Origin of the sequence: Sporosarcina jiandibaonis, from assembly GCF_013184495.1 — a bacterium.
Taxonomy (GTDB): domain Bacteria; phylum Bacillota; class Bacilli; order Bacillales_A; family Planococcaceae; genus Sporosarcina; species Sporosarcina jiandibaonis.
Genome location: NZ_JAAOIY010000005.1, coordinates 100,735 through 119,562 on the forward strand (window position 1 = coordinate 100,735; position 18,828 = coordinate 119,562).

Genomic DNA, 18,828 nt, shown 5'->3' on the forward strand with positions numbered 1-18,828 from the left:
AAATTTTATTTAGGGGTGTTTTTCAACATTGATACGAGCTTTTTAATGGATTTGTCTCTCATACATGTTTTCAAAAGCAGGGCTGTATCTTGATTTAATATAGGCAATAGTAATTTTTCTAGTTCAACAGAGGTGGCACAGGTGAGAACCTCTCCCTCCATAACTTTTGCCCCTTCAGCTATTTTGCTCGCAAAAGTACCGTAAGCTATCAATATGTCAACCCGATAGTTAGAAATCATCTCGCCAATTTCCCTATGAATGTCGGATTCTTTTTCACCTAACCAGGAACTACTCCCAATAACGGCTATTCTCTTTTTATCTGAACCGATTTTTTCTAGAACCTTTAAACAAGCTTCTATAGATGTAGGATTTGACTTCCATGTGTCATCTATTATCAATGATCGATTATAGCCGATGACCGTTTCCAAATGATTAGCCAAATTAATGAAAGATTCAAGCCGTTCAATTGCTTCGCTTATCCCGAATCCCATTTGGTGAACTGCGGCAATGGCGCTTAATGCATTATAGACTTGATGTTCTCCATATCCCGGAACAAAGGCCTTGTATTCTATATGCTGATAGCTAAGGGTGAATTCCATGCCGTTAGGGACAAAATCGATATCAGAAGCTTGGTAATCTGCCCGAGAATGGACGCCAAAATAAATCAACTTCCCCTTATAATCAGCCAAGGAGATTTTCTTTGTCTTCTCATCGTCAGAGTTCAAAATGAGCGTCCCTTTGTATCCAAGGCCTTTGATAATTTCCCCCTTTGCTTGAATATAGTTCTCAATCGTGCCGCATAATTCCAAGTGGTCTACTCCGATGTTGGTAATCATTCCAATCGTCGGTTGGAAATACATGCAATTGTATTCAAGCAACCCCGGATTGTCGACAGGCGTTTCAAATACAGCCACATCTGTTTCTTCAGTTATTCCACATAAATAACCGAAATTTCTATGAGGTCCATTGCGGCTCTTTTTGGTAGCTTCAACATTATATTTTCCTCTCAAAATATGGGCAATCATTTCCTTAACTGTCGTTTTCCCGCAAGTGCCGGTTATAGCGAAAACAGGAATCTCATACATCTGCCGATAATGGCGGACAAAATTCCAATACGATTTTTCCATGTCCTCTACTTTGATGTAAGTGACATGAGGTAAGAATTCGTCTATCAGCTGGTCTTTTTCAAAAACGATAGCACAAGGTGTATTTGAACGAATACGCTCTTGCCTTATCGTTTTTCGTTTGTTTTCCAGAAATATAGCTGTATATGGATTTATTACATGGCTAATGCGATTGGCTAGATGGAATATTTTCATGCTTTTTGGTCCATGGACAACCGTGCCCTCGATGACTTTGCAGAATGTCTCAAAATCTATTTTTTCCTTTTTGATAATCATTCACTCCAATTTTAGAATATTTTCTTTCTTCTATAAGGTATGTTGGATTAACTTGATTGCATGGACGCTTGTCTAACAATCGACCAGATAGATATATAATGACAAGATTTTAATAGTCGATAAAAACTTGCGTTATCCAAGTCGAGGCGAAGACTGGAAGAAGTGTGATAACATAATAGTGAAACTTATTTGCATATTGACAAAGCGGCTGTCCCGAATGAAACGGAATTAATTCAAAGGAGTGATGAAAATGAAAATTTATGAAATGATTATTAATGGGGAAAGAGTAGGCGATCGGTTGCCTATTATTAAAGTTGAGAATCCAGCAACAGGTGAAGTGATTGCGACTGTTCCAAAAGGCGGGGCGGAAGAAGCGGCTTTTGCAGTCGATGCAGCTTACGAAGCTTTTGCGGAGTGGTCAAAGCTATCCGCCTATGAGCGCAGCGAGTTAATTCACGATTGGCATGATTTGATTAAAGAAAACACGGAAGATTTAGCGAGAACGATGACTGAAGAACAAGGAAAACCATTAACGGAAGCTCGTGGAGAAATCAATTACGCGAATGGATTTATCTCTTGGTACGCGGAAGAAGGAAAACGAATTTACGGCGAATCCATTCCAGCAACCGGGCAAAACAAACGGTTATTCGTCCACAAACAACCCGTCGGCGTAACCGCGGTCATCACTCCGTGGAATTTTCCGGCAGCAATGATCACGCGCAAAGTCGGCCCGGCGCTTGCGGCAGGTTGCACGGTTGTCATTAAACCGGCGAATCTGACTCCGATAACTGCTATTAAACTCGTTCAACTAGCAGAACAAGCGGGCATTCCAAAAGGCGTTTTGAATGTCGTAACCGGAGATTCCAAAGTGATCGGCGAAACGTGGCTCGCTGATACGCGTGTGCGAAAACTGACATTCACGGGATCCACTGAAGTCGGGAAACAACTCATGAAAGGCGCGGCGGAAACGGTCAAGAAGATTTCACTCGAACTCGGAGGCCATGCACCGGCACTCGTTCTTGAAGACAGCGATTTAGATAAAGCGGCAGAAGGCGTGCTCGCCGCAAAATTCCGTAATGCCGGTCAAACTTGCGTCTGTGTAAACCGCGTTTACGTTCACGAATCAATCGCGGATGCCTTTACTAAGAAACTAGTTGAAAAGGCAAATGCATTAAAAGTGGGCAATGGTTTGGAAGATGGTACTGACATAGGGCCACTTATTGACGAGGCGGCCATTGAAAAAATCCAGCAACATGTTGACGATGCAAAAGAAAAAGGCGCGACAGTCGAACTTGGAGGAAACTCAAAAGACGGCCTCTTCTTTGAACCGACAATTTTAACTGGCGTGACAGACGAAATGATCTGCATGACAGACGAAACATTCGGCCCGGTCACGCCGATTACAACATTCAAAACAGAAGAAGAAGCAATTCGCCGCGCAAACGACTCTATTTTTGGTCTGGCAGCTTATGTATTTACAGAAAACATCACTAAAGGAATCCGTATTTCCGAACAGCTGGAATATGGCATTGTCGGCCTCAACGACGGCATCCCGTCAACACCGCAAGCACCATTCGGTGGATTCAAGCAGAGCGGCCTGGGAAGAGAAGGCGGTCATCAAGGAATGGACGAGTATTTGGAAGTAAAATATATTTCGGTCGGAATGTAATTTAGAGATGGGCCGCCCAGCTGAATTAATGAAAACATAGCCACGCAAAAACGGCTATGTTTTCTTTTTTTGATAGATTGATAAATAAAACTTGATTTAATGAACTCATAAAGGTAGAATGTAAATGATTCTTTATATTCTGAACATACTAACTGGTTAGTACATAATATTTGAGGGGATGCGAATGGTCATGAACTTTTCATATTCAGAAAAAACAAATGAATTAATAGAGAAGCTTACGGCGTTTATGAATGAATTTGTCTATCCAAATGAAAAAATATATGAAGAACAACTAGCTGCACAAGAGAATCGCTGGGCAGAGATTCCTCCAATAATTGAACAATTAAAAACAAAAGCAAAAGAAGAAGGTCTTTGGAATTTATTTCTCCCGGACAGTGAACTTGGAGCCGGGTTGACCAATTTAGAGTATGCGCCACTTTGCGAAATAATGGGGCGTTCCCCGATTGGACCTGAAATATTCAATTGCAACGCTCCTGACACTGGAAATATGGAAGTCCTAGTCCGCTATGGAACGGAAGAACAGAAGAAACAATGGCTCGAACCACTTCTTAAAGGGGAAATTCGATCATGTTTCGCGATGACCGAGCCGGAAGTTGCTTCAAGTGATGCGACAAACATACAAGCGAGCATTGTTCGGGACGGAGACGAGTACATTATAAATGGACGAAAATGGTGGACATCTGGTGCAGGGGATCCAAGATGCAAGATTTCCATATTTATGGGGAAGAACGATCCAAATGCTGCGCGTCATGAACAGCAATCTATGATTCTAGTACCGCTTGATACGCCCGGGGTGAAAATTGAACGTATGCTTACGGTGTTCGGTTATGATCATGCACCGCACGGCCATGCGGAAATCACATTTGAAAATGTCCGTGTGCCTGTCGAAAATATAATTTGGGGCGAAGGAAAAGGTTTTGCAATTGCTCAGGGACGACTTGGACCTGGACGAATCCATCATTGTATGAGATTGATCGGAGCAGCTGAACGCGCACTAGAACAAATGTGTATTCGTGTACAAGAACGGACTCCTTTTGGAAAAGTGCTGGCAGATCAAGGGGTTGTAAGAGAGTGGATAGCAGAATCTCGTATCGACATCGAACAAGCTCGACTGTTAACATTGAAAGCTGCTTATATGATGGATACGGTTGGCAATAAGAAAGCAAAATCAGAAATCGCAATGATTAAAGTTGTTGCGCCGAGTATGGCTTTACGTGTGATTGACAGAGCGATTCAAGCATTTGGAGGAGCAGGTGTTAGCCAGGATTACACACTTGCAGCTCAATGGGCCAGTTCCCGAACTTTACGCCTTGCAGATGGACCAGATGAAGTACACCGCAATCAAATTGCGCGGCTCGAACTTCGAAAATACGCTGCAAATGGAAAGGGGAACTGACTGTGTCCGTACTCGATTTGTTTAAACTAGATGGGAAAACTGCTCTCGTTACAGGTGGGGGCAGAGGCTTAGGTGCACAGATCGCGAGAGGGTTTGCTGAAGCGGGGGCGAATGTCGTCCTTTGTTCTAGGAAAGTAGATGCCTGCATCGAAATGAGTCAAGAATTAGAAGCACTAGGGGTTAAGTCAATTGGGCTAAAGTGTGATGTAACAAATCCCGAAGAAATAAAACAAGTCGTCCAAGAAACTGTTCATCAATTTGGCACGATTGATATTCTCGTCAATAACAGCGGAGCGTCCTGGGGTGAAAAAGTTGTCGATATGCCTTATGAAGCTTGGCAAAAAGTCCTTGACGTTAACATCACAGGAACGTTTCTGATGAGCCAAGAAGTTGGAAAGCTTATGATTAAACAAGGCGGCGGGAAAATTATTAATATTGCTTCCGTTGCAGGTTTAGGTGGAACGCATCCAGATTTTATGGATACCATTGGCTATAACACGAGTAAAGGGGCAGTTATCACCTTTACGAAAGATCTCGCTGCAAAATGGGGTCAATACAATATTAATGTCAATGCAATTGCTCCAGGTTTTTTCCCGACAAAAATGTCGAACGTACTAATTGAACACGGTCGAGATTATATATTAAACTCAACGCCATTAAATCGCCTGGGGTCTGAAGAAGATTTAAAAGGGGTCGCATTATTTCTTGCATCAAAAGCTTCTGATTATGTGACAGGCGATATTCTCATTGTTGATGGCGGTATGAGTACATTATAAAACAAAAATAATCTACGAATAGATAAGAAATTGAATAAAGAAAGGTGTGTAGAGTCGATGAAAGAAGAAATTACAAGACATAGCGTCAAACTCTTTCAACAGAAAGGTTTTAGTGAAACATCAATACAGGACATCGTCGACTCGGTTGGCGTAACAAAAGGCTCTTTCTATTATTATTTTAAAAGTAAAGAACAACTTTTAATGGAGATTCATTCACGTTATATTGATGATTTATTACATCGGCAAAAAAAAGTTATTGCAAATGAAGAAAACAATCAAAACAAAATCGCTAAAATTATTGAGTTGATTATTCTGGACATTAAAACGCAAGGACCGAATGGACGTATTTATTTACGTGAAATGAGAAATTTATCGAAAAAAAACGCAGACATTATTAAAGCCAAAAGATCGAAATTTCGCCATAATATCGAACAAGTGATTGTCGAGGGGATAGAATCAGGTGAATTCCGCAAAGAGCTACAGCCCAAATTGATTACATTTGCAGTTTTAGGCGTTACAAATTGGAGTTATCAATGGATGAATCCTTCCGGCGATGTGTCGGTTGAAGAACTAGCTGTCATATTCTCGGATTTTGTATTACATGGAATTCAAGCGAAGGAGGGCTGACTATTGAATGAAATCAGGATTGAACGTGTTTTAGTTGTGGGTGCGGGGCAGATGGGTCACCAAATTGCAATGTTATGCGCCCTTGGAGGGTATACAACAATTCTACAAGATGTTAGTCATGAATCGCTCCAAAAAGCAGAAGAAAACCTAGAAAATCGGATGAATCAATGGGTGGACCAACGAAAAATAACAAAGGAGAAAAAAGAAGAAGCCTTTGCACATTTAACATTTACAAATAATCTCGAAGAAGCAGCGCACGATGTGGATTTTGTTATTGAGGCAATTGTAGAGAAACTTGAGGCGAAACGTGAATTATTTCAACGGCTTGATTTATTAACGCCCCAACATGCAATTTTAGCAACAAACAGTTCGACGATCGTAAATTCCTTGCTCGCTGATATGACGGAGCGTCCTGATAGAATATGTAATATGCATTTCTTTTTTCCGCCACTCGTCATGGATTGTGTGGAAGTAGTCATGAGTGAAAAAACGTCTGAAGAAACGGTCGAAACCGTGCTGGCTTTTTGTAAACAAATCAATCGTACTGGATTATTATTGAGAAAAGAAATTTCTGGATTTGTCGCGAATCGAATTTTAGGTGCCATTAACCGTGAGGCATTGCATCTTTATGAAGAAGGCATTGCAGATTTTGAAGAAATAGATACAATCGTGAAAAAAGCATTAGGACATCCGCTCGGACCATTTGAATTAATTGATTTGTCAGGTGCGGATGTTGTCTATAACGTAATGGAATTACGCTATGCAGAAACAGGTAATAGTTGGGATAAGCCTTCGATTACGATCAAAGAGAAAGTGAAGTCTGGAAACCTCGGTCGCAAAACAGGACAAGGTTTTTATTCCTATTCGGGGGGTGATTTTGTTGGAAAAAACAATCCAAGATACAATTCCAGTTCGTTCAGGGGAAGAACTTGATAGCGAAAAACTTGTTCAATTTATTCGTGAAAAAATAAGTGGATTACTAGATGGGAAATTGAACATTCGTCAATTCGGTGCTGGGCATTCTAATTTAACTTATGCACTTGAAATCGGGGATTGGGAAGCAGTACTTAGACGCCCGCCACTTGGTCCGATTGCCCCGAAAGCACATGATATGAAAAGAGAATTTAATGTACTATCTGCACTTCATCCAGTTTTTCCGACAGCACCAAAGCCAATTGTCTATTCGGAGGATTTAGCGATTATAGGAAGCCCATTTTTCATGATGGAACGCAGGCATGGGATTGTGCTGGATACTGAATTTCCAGCTGGAACGAAAAAACCGGTGGAACTCGGTAAACAACTATCTGAAATGATGGTTGACAAACTTGTTGAGTTGCATGCAATTGATTATAAGAAAACAGCGTTAGCCGAGATGGTAAAGCCAGCGGGATTTTTAGAGAGACAAGTGAACGGTTGGATTGACCGTTACGAAAAAGCGAAAACAGCCGAGATACCCGAAGTAGATCAACTGACTTCCTGGCTAAAACGAAACATTCCAGAATCGCCGGATTCAACAATTATTCATTATGATTATAAATTAAACAATATGATGTTCTCGCAGGATTACTCTGAAATGACTGGTCTATTTGATTGGGAAATGACGACGGTCGGTGATCCGCTCGCTGATGTTGGAGCTGCAATGAGTTATTGGATGCAAGCAGATGACCCAGAAATGCTGCTCAATGCACTTGGAAAACCTCCATTAACTGTGCAAAAAGGGTTCTTTACGCGTGATGAGTTTATCGCTCGTTATGCAGAAAAAAGTGGGCGGGATATGTCGACCATTCATTACTACACGACATTTGCCTACTTTAAATTAGCTGTCATTTGCCAACAAATTTTTTATCGTTATAAACGAGGGCAAACGAACGATCCGCGATTCAAACATATGGACAAATTTGTTAATAGCCTCGTCTCCCATGCACTTGCCGAGACGTCCAGATCATAATGGGAAAGAACGGAAACAGATTGCCGAAACTGCATGTACTACTGACGAAAGAGGAAGCAGCTAACTACAAAACTGACGCGGAAATCGTTGTTGTTGTCTTTGATGTACTGCTAGCAACAACAACGATTGCAACAGTATTACATCACGGGGCGACTGAAGTGATTCCAGTTATGGATGAGTCAGAGGCGCTATTGATAGCCAATAGCTTACAAGAATCCACGACGATTCTTACCGGGGAATCCAGAGGCAGGACAATCGAAGGATTTATAGATCCATTGCCGACTTTGCTAGAAGATATTGTTGCACAGAAAACAATCGTCCTGTCAACAACTAACGGCACTGTCGCGATTCGTAATGTTAGTAACGCAAAAAGAATCTATGCAGGTTCATTAGTAAATGTAGATGCAGTAGCTGATAGAATTCGTGCTGACCATCTAAATCAAGATCTTCTATTCGTCTGCGCAGGTTCAATGGGAAGATTTGCGACGGAAGACTTTTACGGTGCGGGATGCTTGATTGATCGCATAATAGGCAGCGGGGCTTCATGGAAATTATCGGATTCAGCAACTACTGCGCGATTATTCTTTCATGGCAATGAAACAGACGGGGAGAAAGTATTGAAGGCATCAGCAACAGGGGAAATGATGATGCAGTTGGACTTAGAAAAAGACGTGCAATTTGCAAGTAAACAAGGGGTCATACCGATTGTGCCACAATATGAAAATGGAAAAATGATTGTAAAAGGAGATAGATAAAATGAAAGCCATTCAATTTGAAGAATACGGCGGGCCAGAAGTTTTAAAATATGTTGAGGTTGACATGCCCGAAATAGGTGATCGTGAAGTATTGGTTAACGTAAAAGCAATAGGCGTTAACTATGCGGATACAGCAAGACGTGAAGGGAAATATGTTGTCCCGACTGAATTGCCGTTTATTCCGGGAGCGGAAATCGCCGGTGAAATTGTCGCTGTAGGTGAAAATGTGACACAGTTTATACCGGGGATGCGCGTTGTCTCGTTAATTGAATCGGGCGCGTATGCAGAGTTTGCGAAAGTACATGAAATGGCACTGGCTCTGATACCGAAAGGTGTCGACTACACAGATGCGGTCGCACTTCCACTGCAGGGACAGACTGCTTATCATATATTAACGACAATGGGACGTCTGGAAAAAGGAGAAACTGTTCTCGTTCATGCCGCTGCAGGGGGCGTAGGCGCAATTTCTGTACAGCTCGCTAAAATATTCGGAGCTGGAAAAATTATTGCGACAGCAAGCAGTGATGAGAAACTAGCGCATGCCAAAAAACTGGGCGCGGATCATCTCGTCAACTACACGGAAGAAGATTGGGAGCAGCAAGTTCTTGAACTGACAAATGGTAAAGGGGTCGATGTTGCTCTGGAAATGGTCGGCGGGGAAATCTTCGATAAAACAGTGAAATGCCTGGCCCCATTCGGCAGATTAATCATATTCGGTGCAGCAAGCGGAGAGCCAGCGCATTTTTATCCAGGTCAACTCATGCGTCGCAATCAATCCGTGATCGGTTTCTTCTTGCCGCAGATTATGAATAAACCTGAACTATATCAAAAGAGTTTCGAAGAGTTGCTTCATTATATTGACAGCGGCGAACTCGAGCTGACAATCGGAGGCACGTATAAATTAGAAGACGCAGCCGAAGCGCACCGGGCACTCCAAGGAAGAAAAACAATGGGGAAATTGGTGCTGATTCCATAAAAAAATTTTAGATTCATAATCTAGTCAGAAGAGGAGAGATGCGCAAATGGGCTTTTCTAAAATTTTATTTCCTCCCATAAGTCGCATAGGGTGGGGAGCATTAGAAACGTTAGTGCTTGAAGTCGAAAAGTTTATGCCCGGGAAAGTTCTAATCGTAACAGATCCGATGTTGGTGCAGCTAGGTTTGACGGAGCGCATCTCTGCACCACTAATGGAAAAAGGATTTGAAGTGAGCCTGTTTACGGAAGTTGTCCCAGAACCGTCACTTGAATTAGGAGAGAAACTAGTATCATTTACACGGAAAAACGAATTCGATCTGATCATCGGACTTGGCGGCGGAAGTGCAATGGATTTAGCGAAATTAGCAGCCGTCCTTGCCGTTCATGAAGGCCCAGTTGCTCAATATTTAAATTTAAGTGGAACGATGAAAATTCATTACAGAGGATTACCGAAAATACTTATACCGACAACTTCAGGAACAGGTTCGGAAGTGACCAACATTTCGGTTTTATCTTTGGAGACGACAAAAGATGTGGTTGCGCATGACTATCTAGTAGCGGATGTCGCGATTGTAGATCCCGCATTAACCATATCTTTGCCGCCAAAGGTAACGGCAGCGACAGGCATCGATGCATTGACGCATGCGGTGGAAGCATATGTGTCCCTGAACAGTAATCCGATATCCGACCCGCTCGCATTGCAAGCAATTCGGCTAATAACACGTTCACTTCGAAAAGCAGTGAACGACGGTGAAGATCGAGAAGCAAGGACAGATATGAGTAATGGAAGTTATTTGGCGGGCCTTGCATTTTCGAACGCGGGTGTGGCGGCTGTACATGCGCTCGCATACCCAATCGGAGGTCAATATCATATTGCCCACGGCGAATCGAATGCAGTGCTACTTCCTTATGTCATGAGCTATATCCGAAAAAGTTGCGAAAAACGAATGGCAGAAATTTTTGAAGCGTTAGGCGGAAATCGTAAAAACGATTCGGATGAGGAAGCATCTATTAAGTGTGTACAAGAACTGCGACAAATTGTAAAAGACGTCGGAATTTCTTCTACATTAGGCGGTTTTTCAATTCCTGAATCAGCGCTAGAACACTTAACTTCGGACGCCGTGAAGCAGAAACGGATTTTAGCTAGGAGCCCAATGGCCTTACTTGAGCCGGATATTCGAAATATTTACCAATCCGCATTTTATGGCATTTTGACAGAAAAAGATTAGCAGGGGTGATTGAAGTGTATAAAACGATTATTACGCCTCGGGTTTCGGAAACGGATGCAATGGGTCATATCAATAATACAACACTCCCTGTTTGGTTCGAAGCCGGCAGGCATCCAATTTTTAAATTGTTTACACCAGATCATGACTTCAGGAAATGGAAAATGGTCATTGTTAAAACAACATTGGACTTTCTTGAACAAGTGTATTTCGGAAAAGATGTTGAAATTCGGACGCGGGTGAAAAGAATCGGAAATACCAGTTTAGAATTGTATGAAGAACTTTATCAAAACGATAAACTTTGTGCGAAAAATGAAGCGATCTATGTTAACTATGATTTCGTTAAACAAAAAACTGAACGTATTCCCGACGAAATCAGAAATGAGTTAACCAAACATTTAATGACGACAAATTTAGTTTGAATATACAGAAATAATAGTGTATGCTGAATATAATGAAATATGTAGCTCCTAATAAGCAAACTATCGGTGATTTAGGGCGCTAACATACCAACTGGTTAGTATCCAGAACCAAACATACTAACTGGTTAGTATACTTTCAGTAATCAGAACGATACAGGTAATCTAATTTAATGGAGGCGAAATTAGTGAATACACCTTTATTTGATTTAAGTGGACGAACTGCCCTTATTACCGGGGGAGGAAGTGGATTAGGTCGCGACATTGCAGAAGCATTTGCTGAATATGGGGCAAACATTGCTGTCTGTTCTCGCAAACTAGCTAACTGTGAAGAAACCGTTGACTATTTAACAAAGAATTATTCAATTCGAGCGAAGGCTTATGAATGCGATGTTAGTAATGAAAAGATGGTCAATGAAACAGTAAATACAGTAATAGAGGATTTTGGTCATATCGATATCCTTGTAAACAATAGTGGCGCCACATGGGGCGAGAAAGTTGAAAACATGCCTCTTGAAGCTTGGCAAAAAGTGATTGATGTTAATGTTACTGGAACATTTCTCATGTCAAAAGCGGTAGGGACCCAGATGATCAGTAACGGGTACGGGAAAATTATTAATATCGGGTCAGTCGCAGGATTGAAAGCTGAGCCAGGAAAAGTTTTGAATGCAATTGGTTATAGCACAAGCAAAGCGGCAGTTCATCATTTCACAAGGGATTTAGCAAAAAAATGGGGGGAATACGGCATTACTGTAAATGTCATTGCTCCGGGATTTTTCGCGACAAAAATGACAAAGCATGTTCTTGAGAAAAATAGCGACGCAATTATCAGCGCTAACCCGATGAAAAAAATAGGCGATACGACTTCATTAAAGGGAACTGCATTGTTTTTAGCCACGCGTGCTAGCGACTATGTAACAGGCCAAGTAATCGCTGTCGACGGCGGCAGTTCATTATAAAAAATCGAAACCATTAAGGAGGAAAAGCATGGAGAGACCTTGGATGAAACATGTAGTGGAAGGAAATCCGAAGGAAATTGAGATCCCTTCCTTTTCACTCTCACAATTATTTGAACAGGCAGTTGAGACATATCCAGAACATGTTGCGATGACATTTTTCGGTAAAACGTCTACATACAAAGAATTAAGTGTCAGCATCAAAAAAGCAGCAAAAGGACTTACTAGACAAGGCGTGCAAAAAGGCGACCGGGTAGCAATCATGCTCCCTAACTGTCCTCAATATCCAATTAGTTTCTACAGTGCGCTTATGTGCGGTGCAACGATTGTACAAGTAAATCCAATGTATAAAGCTTCTGAGCTGATCCATATCTTAAATGATTCAGGTGCAAAAATCCTTATTATGATGGATAAATTGTTGCCGCTATATGAAAGCGTGAAGGACCGAACACCGATTCAAAAAGTTATTCCTGTATCAGTTGAAAGCGCTGTCATTCCCGCCGAATTGCAACCGGAATTAGAAAACTGGATTCCCGAAGCGGTTATCAATCCGAAAGAAGATGTTGCCGTATTGCAATATACGGGCGGAACAACAGGCACACCAAAAGGAGCTATGCTAACTCACTACAATATTGTGGCAAATACCCTGCAAAGCGCCGCAACTTCTGTCGTCCAAACAAAACCTGGCGAGGAACGAGTATTAGCTGTCTCGCCATTATTCCATGTATATGGCATGACAAGCGCGATGTGTGTGACTTTTTATCTTGGTGGAAATTTACTGTTAGTTCCTAAGTTTGATGTCGAACAACTTGTGACATTGATCGAGAAAATGAAACCGACGTCTTTCCCGGGTGTTCCGACGATGTATATCGCACTTGTTGATTACTATAAAAAGAAAAAGTTCGATTTAAGCTGTTTAGTATTATGTTCAAGCGGTTCTGCTCCATTACCACTCAAAGTGCTCGATCGATTTAATGAAATCAGCGGCACGACCGTTGCAGAAGGATATGGATTATCAGAAGCATCCCCTGTTACTCATCGGAATCCAGTGGCAGGATTACAGAAAAAAGGAAGCATAGGCATTCCATTGCCGAATACGGATTCTAAAATTGTAGATGTCGCAACAGGGAGAGAAACTCTTCCATCTGGACAAGTGGGCGAACTCGTTATTAAAGGGCCTCAAGTGATGAAAGGTTACTGGAACCTACCGGAAGAAACTGAACATACGATTCGAGATGGCTGGTTGTATACAGGTGATTTAGCAACGATGGATGAGGATGGCTTCTTTTACATCGTTGGCCGTAAAAAAGAAATGATCATTGCCAGCGGATTCAATGTGTATCCAATCGAAGTTGAAAATGTCATCTACACACACCCGGCAGTACTGGAGGCAGCAGTCTTTGGCATCCCGGATGAATACCGGGGAGAAACGATTCGAGCAGTTATCGTGTTGAAGGAAGGCCATCAAGTAACTGAAGAGGAATTGAGAGCATTCTGCAAATCGCAGCTATCAGCCTATAAAGTTCCGGAGGATTTCCTTTTTGTAGACGAACTACCTAAAACAGCTGTCGGAAAAATATTGAAAAGGTCATTGCAAGAACAATATTCACCAGTAAGCTCACCAAACAAATAAACTTACTTTTCAGAGATGGAGTGAAGATTATGCACTTACGCTTATCAGAAGAACAAAAAATGGTCCAACAAACTATTAGGAGATTTGTAGAGAAAGAATTAATACCGCTTGAGTTTGACGTGTTGAAAAACGAACGCGAAGGAAAACCAGGGATCTCACCGGAGAAACTGAGAGAGTTGCAATTGAAAGCGAAAGAATTCGGATTCTGGGGCATTAATACGCCGGAAGAATACGGTGGTGCCGACCTTGGACAAATGATGATGGCAATCGTTTTAATGGAAGTCGCCAAAACATTCGTGCCGTTCACTTTCGGCGGTTCTGCGGATAATATTCTTTATTATGGAAACGAAGAACAAAAGAAAAACTACTTAATTCCAACGATTTCAGGTGAGAAAAAGTCATGTTTTGCGATGACAGAACCAGAAGCGGGCTCGGATACGAGAAACCTTAAGATGACTGCGGTAAAAGACGGAGATGAATGGGTATTAAATGGCGAGAAAACATTTATAACAGGCGGAAATGAAGCCGATTTTACAATGGTTATTGCGATTACTGATAAAGAATTACATCGAAAGACAGGCAGGGACGGGGTCACATGTTTCATCGTCGATCGGGATATGGGTTGGAAATCCGAATACATCGATACGATGGGCGAGTGGGGACCAGCAGGGTTAGTGTTCGATAATGTTCGCGTCCCGGATAAGAATATTTTAGGAGAAGTGAACGGCGGGTATAAACTTGGACTGGAATGGATTGGATTTGCGAGATGGGTAGTTGGCGCGCGCGCTGTCGGAATGGCTGAACGCTTACTGCAGATGGCCATCGACTATTCGAAAGAGCGAAAAACCTTCGGAAAACCAATTGCGGATAGGCAAGCGATTCAGTGGCCAATTGCAGATTCAGCTGTAGAAATTGAAGCGGCAAGATGGCTCGTCTTAAATGCAGCCTTCACGCTCGATCAAGATGAAGACAATCGTCATTTAGCAGCAATGGCTAAATTGTACGGAGCCAATATGGGTAATCGTGTCGTCGACCGTGTCCTGCAAATTCACGGAGGTATGGGGTATACACGCGAGCTTCCGATCGAACGTTGGTACCGTGAAGCAAGACTTTGGAGAATTTACGATGGAACAGATGAAATCCAACGCTTGATTATTTCAAGAAACTTACTAAAAGGTCATGTGAAGATAGGTCAATTCGTTTAAGAAAGAGGGATGAACTATGGGAAATCGATTTAAAGGAAAAACGGCTTTTGTCACTGGCGGAAGCCGTGGAATTGGCAGAGCAATTGTAGAACAGTTTGCCAATGAAGGCGCAAACGTCGCCATTATCGATGTGAATGAAGAAGCACTGAAAGAAGCAGATCAAGAACTGAATGAAAAAGGATATTCCGTCTACACAAAAGTTGCGAGTGTAACGGATCGTGAAGAAATTGAGACTGCAATGAAAGATGTTTACGAGACGTTTGGATCTATTGATATCTTAGTGAACAATGCGGGCGTAATCCGCGACAACTTACTGTTTAAAATGACGGACGAAGATTGGCTAACGGTGATGGATGTTCATTTGAAAGGGGCTTTTTATGCATCACGCGCCGCGCAAGCTTATATGACTAAAAACAATTACGGAAGAATCATTAATATTTCTTCTACATCGGCATTAGGGAATCGAGGACAAGCAAATTATTCAACTGCGAAAGCGGGTCTGCAAGGACTAACAAAAACGTTGGCGATTGAATTGGGACGATTTGGAATTACCGCTAATGCTGTAGCTCCCGGGTTTATCGAAACAGATATGACAAAAGCAACAGCTGAAAGAATAGGAATTCCTTTTGAAGATTTAATAAAAGCGAGTGTCAGTCAAATTCCAGTTGGTCGAAGCGGAAAACCGGAAGACATTGCCAATGCAATTTTGTTTTTCGCAGATGAGCGCTCATCATTTGTAAGCGGACAAGTGCTTTATGTCGCGGGTGGACCGAGAAATTAAAGGAGGCAGATACCATGCTCAAAGATACAATTGGAAAACGTTCAGAAAAAGTGAAAAATACAATTGAAAGAGGCGCAGTTAAAAAATTTGCTGAAGCCATCGGCGATTTGTCTCCGGTTTTTTACGATGAGGAAGTAGCCGGAACTTTGAAGTATAAACGAAATTTAGCGCCTTCGACTTTTCCGGTGACACTCGATTTTGGCGTCGTACCTGAATTGCCTTTGCCATCTAAAGGCCTTATTCACGGTGAACAATCTTTTCACTATAAGCGACCGCTTTTTGTCGGAGAAGAGATCTATTGTTTCACGGAAGTTAAAGATTACTATGAGAAAACCGGAAATTTCGGGGAAATGGGGTTTCTCGTTATTTCTAAAATAGGAGTAGATGCGGATGATGAGCTTATTTTTACGGAAGAACGTGTCATCATCATTAACGAAGCTGTCCGAAAGGGGATGTTAGTATGAGCATCTTCGCAGAACTAAAAGTAGGGGAGAGCCTGCCCGAAATTCAACTGAGCCCGGTAACAAGGTTGGACTTGATCAAATATGCCGGGGCTTCCGGCGACTTTAACCCCATTCATACAATCGATGAAGAAGCAAAGAATGCGGGCCTGCCAGCGATTATTGCACACGGAATGTGGACAATGGGAAGTTTAGCAAAGCTTTTCACGCCGTATGTCGCTGATGGTTTCATCCAGGATTATTCGATTCGATTTAAAGGGATGGTTTTTATCGATGACATTTTAACATTAAAAGCATCGTTAACTGAAAAAGATTCCAAAGAACTAACTTTTACTGTCGCGGCGGTCAATCAACACGAAAAAGATGTTGTGAATGGGCGTGTCGTATTCTCAAAGTATGTTTCTGAATAACTGAAGTAGATGGAAATGGAGTGGTTGAATTGAATAGAGAAGCTGTTATTGTTTCAGCCGTACGAACGGCAATTGGCCGGCAAGGAGGCGCATTGGCGACAGTTCCTGCGCATGTATTCGGAGCAGAAGTCATTAAGGAAGCGTTACGCCGGGTAGAAGTTCAAGCAGATGAAGTCGATGATGTCATCATGGGAAATGTGTTGAGCGGCGGAGGAAATATCGCACGATTAACTGCACTTCAAACAGGATTATCTATGAATCTTCCAGGGTTAACGGTAGATAGACAGTGTGGATCAGGTATTAACGCTATTAATCTAGCAGCGCAAGCAATTTGGGCAGGAGATGGCGATGTCTTTGTCGCAGGCGGAATCGAAAGCATGAGCCGGGCTCCCTATTTATTAGATCGTCCAGAGCGTGCGTATAGTCCAACGCCGCCTCGCTTTAGAAAGTCGCAACTTTCCCCAACAGAAATCGGCAATCCGCCAATGGGAATAACTGCAGAAACACTAGCTGAAGAATATGAGATTAGTAGAGAAGAACAGGATGAGTTCGCATATCAGAGCCAACTTCGAATGGCTAAAGCAATGGAAGAAGGTAGATTTAACGAACAAATCGTCCCGGTAAGCATTCCTGTTCGAAAAGGCGAACCAGTCGAGTTCAAAGTGGACGAACATCCTCGTCCGCAAACAACAATAGAATCATTAGCCAAGCTCAACCCGGTATTTCTTGAAGGCGGCACAGTAACGGCCGGGAGTAGTTCGGGCCTGAATGATGCCGCAGCGGCGGTAGTCGTGATGTCTAGAGAGAAAGCAAACGAATTAGGCATAACGCCATTTGCGATTATCCGTGCGCAAGCTGTCGCAGGCGTCGATCCAAACATTATGGGTATCGGACCCGTTCCCGCAACGAGAAAAGTGTTGGAAAAATCGGGGCTTTCATTGGAAGACATGGATTTAATTGAAATTAACGAAGCTTTTGCGTCCCAAGTACTCGCCTGCAACCGAGAACTGAATATGGACCTTGAAAAAGTAAATGTGAACGGCGGCGCAATCGCTCACGGGCATCCACTAGGTGCTACAGGCGCAATTCTCGTGACAAAAGCCGTTTATGAATTAAATCGAACGGGTGGAAAATATGCGCTCATTACAGCTTGTATTGGCGGCGGACAAGGAATTGCCACGATTATTGAACGTGAGCAGTGAACACGCACAATGCTGATCCGTGGGGAGGGTGAAATCATGCATACAGTCGATATATACGTCAGATATTGTGAAACTGATGCAGGTGGACATGTCAGCAATACAAGTTATTTTTTATACTTTGAAGAAGCGCGTACAAAGTTTTTTGAAACAATCGGATTCGGACCGGATAGAAGATCAATTCACTTCATAGTCGCTCAAACAGAATGTGATTTTCGAGCGCAAGCTTATGCCGCCCAGATCCTTACCGTCACGACAAAAGTTTCTAGAATCGGGACGAAAAGCTATACGATGGCACATGAAATTACAGATACGAAAACTGGGGAATTAATAGCGAATGGCAGCGCGGTTATCGTTTGTTATAACTTCGAAACCGAACAAAGTGAAGCAATACCTGAAAACTTGCGGGCGATATTAGAAGAACAGCTTGAACCAGCCGAACTCTAGTAAGGTTCCTGTAGAAAACGTCTTGGGAGAAGTAGGGCAAGGGTATGTGAATGCATTGAAAATACTTGCCAACGGACGAGCAGGGTTAGCTGCACGAAATCTTGGGTCTTCGCAAAAACTGTTGGATTTGTCGGTCACGTATGCAAAAGAACGTATCCAATTTAATGTTCCAATAATTGAACATCAAGCTGTCGCCCATATGTTAGCTGAAATGGCCGTGGACATTGAAGCATTGAGAGCTTTTACATATCGGGTCGCGGGCATGGTTGATGATGATCAAAAGGTCATTAAAGAAGCTGCCATGTTGAAATTATTCGGATCCGAAGTCTATAACCGTGTTTCGGATAAAGCATTACAAGTTCACGGGGGCATTGGCTATATAGCCGATTATCCAATTGAACGTTTTTACCGAGACGCAAGGATTACACGAATTTATGAAGGGACTTCTGAGATTCAAAAGAATATTATTGCAGCTCAATTATCAAAAGAGTATTCCTGAATATATGAGATTAAGGGGGGAATGG

General features: G+C 42.3%; 19 protein-coding genes and 1 pseudogene. 19 read left to right on the forward strand and 1 reads right to left on the reverse strand.

What is annotated here, in order from left to right; translation table 11 throughout:
- Positions 1-5: 5 nt before the first annotated feature.
- Positions 6-1,400, reverse strand: a complete 1,395-nt coding sequence (locus G8782_RS13380) for a UDP-N-acetylmuramoyl-tripeptide--D-alanyl-D-alanine ligase (RefSeq protein WP_172372072.1) — start codon at positions 1,398-1,400, stop codon at positions 6-8.
- A gap of 250 nt (positions 1,401-1,650) precedes the next feature.
- On the opposite strand from G8782_RS13380, the gene G8782_RS13385 reads away from it, so the two are divergent.
- The 19 genes and pseudogenes from G8782_RS13385 to G8782_RS13475 all read left to right on the forward strand — a co-directional run.
- Complete coding sequence (locus tag G8782_RS13385) at positions 1,651-3,069, forward strand: NAD-dependent succinate-semialdehyde dehydrogenase (protein ID WP_172372073.1); 1,419 nt, start codon at positions 1,651-1,653, stop codon at positions 3,067-3,069.
- A 190-nt stretch (positions 3,070-3,259) separates the two neighbouring features.
- On the forward strand, positions 3,260-4,486 hold the full coding sequence (locus tag G8782_RS13390) for an acyl-CoA dehydrogenase (protein WP_172372404.1): 1,227 nt from the start codon (positions 3,260-3,262) through the stop codon (positions 4,484-4,486).
- A 2-nt stretch (positions 4,487-4,488) separates the two neighbouring features.
- Positions 4,489-5,262, forward strand: coding sequence for a glucose 1-dehydrogenase (locus G8782_RS13395; protein ID WP_172372075.1), 774 nt, complete (start codon positions 4,489-4,491; stop codon positions 5,260-5,262).
- A 57-nt stretch (positions 5,263-5,319) separates the two neighbouring features.
- On the forward strand, positions 5,320-5,889 hold the full coding sequence (locus G8782_RS13400) for a TetR/AcrR family transcriptional regulator (RefSeq protein WP_172372077.1): 570 nt from the start codon (positions 5,320-5,322) through the stop codon (positions 5,887-5,889).
- Positions 5,890-5,892: 3 nt separating this feature from the next.
- Positions 5,893-6,822 carry a 3-hydroxyacyl-CoA dehydrogenase family protein gene (locus tag G8782_RS13405; protein WP_172372079.1) on the forward strand — a complete coding sequence of 310 codons (930 nt, stop codon included), beginning with the start codon at positions 5,893-5,895 and terminating at the stop codon, positions 6,820-6,822.
- A complete protein-coding gene (locus G8782_RS13410; RefSeq protein ID WP_172372081.1) occupies positions 6,770-7,837 on the forward strand; it encodes a phosphotransferase family protein in 1,068 nt (355 codons plus the stop codon). Before G8782_RS13405 ends, G8782_RS13410 begins: the two co-directional genes overlap by 53 nt.
- A 20-nt stretch (positions 7,838-7,857) precedes the next feature.
- Complete coding sequence (locus G8782_RS13415) at positions 7,858-8,592, forward strand: 2-phosphosulfolactate phosphatase (RefSeq protein ID WP_172372082.1); 735 nt, start codon at positions 7,858-7,860, stop codon at positions 8,590-8,592.
- A 1-nt stretch (position 8,593) separates the two neighbouring features.
- A complete protein-coding gene (locus tag G8782_RS13420) occupies positions 8,594-9,568 on the forward strand; it encodes a quinone oxidoreductase family protein (protein WP_172372084.1) in 975 nt (324 codons plus the stop codon).
- A 46-nt stretch (positions 9,569-9,614) separates the two neighbouring features.
- On the forward strand, positions 9,615-10,796 hold the full coding sequence (locus G8782_RS13425; protein ID WP_172372086.1) for an iron-containing alcohol dehydrogenase: 1,182 nt from the start codon (positions 9,615-9,617) through the stop codon (positions 10,794-10,796).
- A 14-nt stretch (positions 10,797-10,810) separates the two neighbouring features.
- A complete protein-coding gene (locus tag G8782_RS13430; RefSeq protein WP_172372088.1) occupies positions 10,811-11,215 on the forward strand; it encodes a thioesterase family protein in 405 nt (134 codons plus the stop codon).
- Positions 11,216-11,385: 170 nt separating this feature from the next.
- Positions 11,386-12,171: an SDR family oxidoreductase gene (locus G8782_RS13435; protein WP_172372090.1), complete on the forward strand. Its 786-nt coding sequence runs from the start codon at positions 11,386-11,388 to the stop codon at positions 12,169-12,171.
- 28 nt (positions 12,172-12,199) lie between these two features.
- Positions 12,200-13,801, forward strand: coding sequence for a long-chain-fatty-acid--CoA ligase (locus G8782_RS13440; RefSeq protein ID WP_172372091.1), 1,602 nt, complete (start codon positions 12,200-12,202; stop codon positions 13,799-13,801).
- A 29-nt stretch (positions 13,802-13,830) separates the two neighbouring features.
- On the forward strand, positions 13,831-15,006 hold the full coding sequence (locus tag G8782_RS13445; RefSeq protein ID WP_172372093.1) for an acyl-CoA dehydrogenase family protein: 1,176 nt from the start codon (positions 13,831-13,833) through the stop codon (positions 15,004-15,006).
- A gap of 16 nt (positions 15,007-15,022) precedes the next feature.
- The gene (gene fabG, locus G8782_RS13450) at positions 15,023-15,787 is read left to right on the forward strand and encodes a 3-oxoacyl-ACP reductase FabG (RefSeq protein WP_172372095.1); all 765 of its coding nucleotides are present in this window, start codon (positions 15,023-15,025) and stop codon (positions 15,785-15,787) included.
- A gap of 14 nt (positions 15,788-15,801) precedes the next feature.
- Positions 15,802-16,251: a MaoC family dehydratase N-terminal domain-containing protein gene (locus tag G8782_RS13455; protein WP_172372096.1), complete on the forward strand. Its 450-nt coding sequence runs from the start codon at positions 15,802-15,804 to the stop codon at positions 16,249-16,251.
- Complete coding sequence (locus G8782_RS13460) at positions 16,248-16,658, forward strand: MaoC family dehydratase (protein ID WP_172372098.1); 411 nt, start codon at positions 16,248-16,250, stop codon at positions 16,656-16,658. The genes G8782_RS13455 and G8782_RS13460 overlap by 4 nt, the downstream gene beginning before the upstream one ends.
- 29 nt (positions 16,659-16,687) lie before the next feature.
- Positions 16,688-17,860: a thiolase family protein gene (locus tag G8782_RS13465; protein ID WP_172372100.1), complete on the forward strand. Its 1,173-nt coding sequence runs from the start codon at positions 16,688-16,690 to the stop codon at positions 17,858-17,860.
- Positions 17,861-17,896: 36 nt separating this feature from the next.
- A complete protein-coding gene (locus G8782_RS13470; RefSeq protein ID WP_172372102.1) occupies positions 17,897-18,304 on the forward strand; it encodes an acyl-CoA thioesterase in 408 nt (135 codons plus the stop codon).
- Between the two features lies 1 nt (position 18,305).
- Positions 18,306-18,803 (forward strand): annotated as a pseudogene (locus G8782_RS13475) (acyl-CoA dehydrogenase family protein); the annotation flags it as partial.
- Between the last annotated feature and the right edge of the window lie 25 nt (positions 18,804-18,828).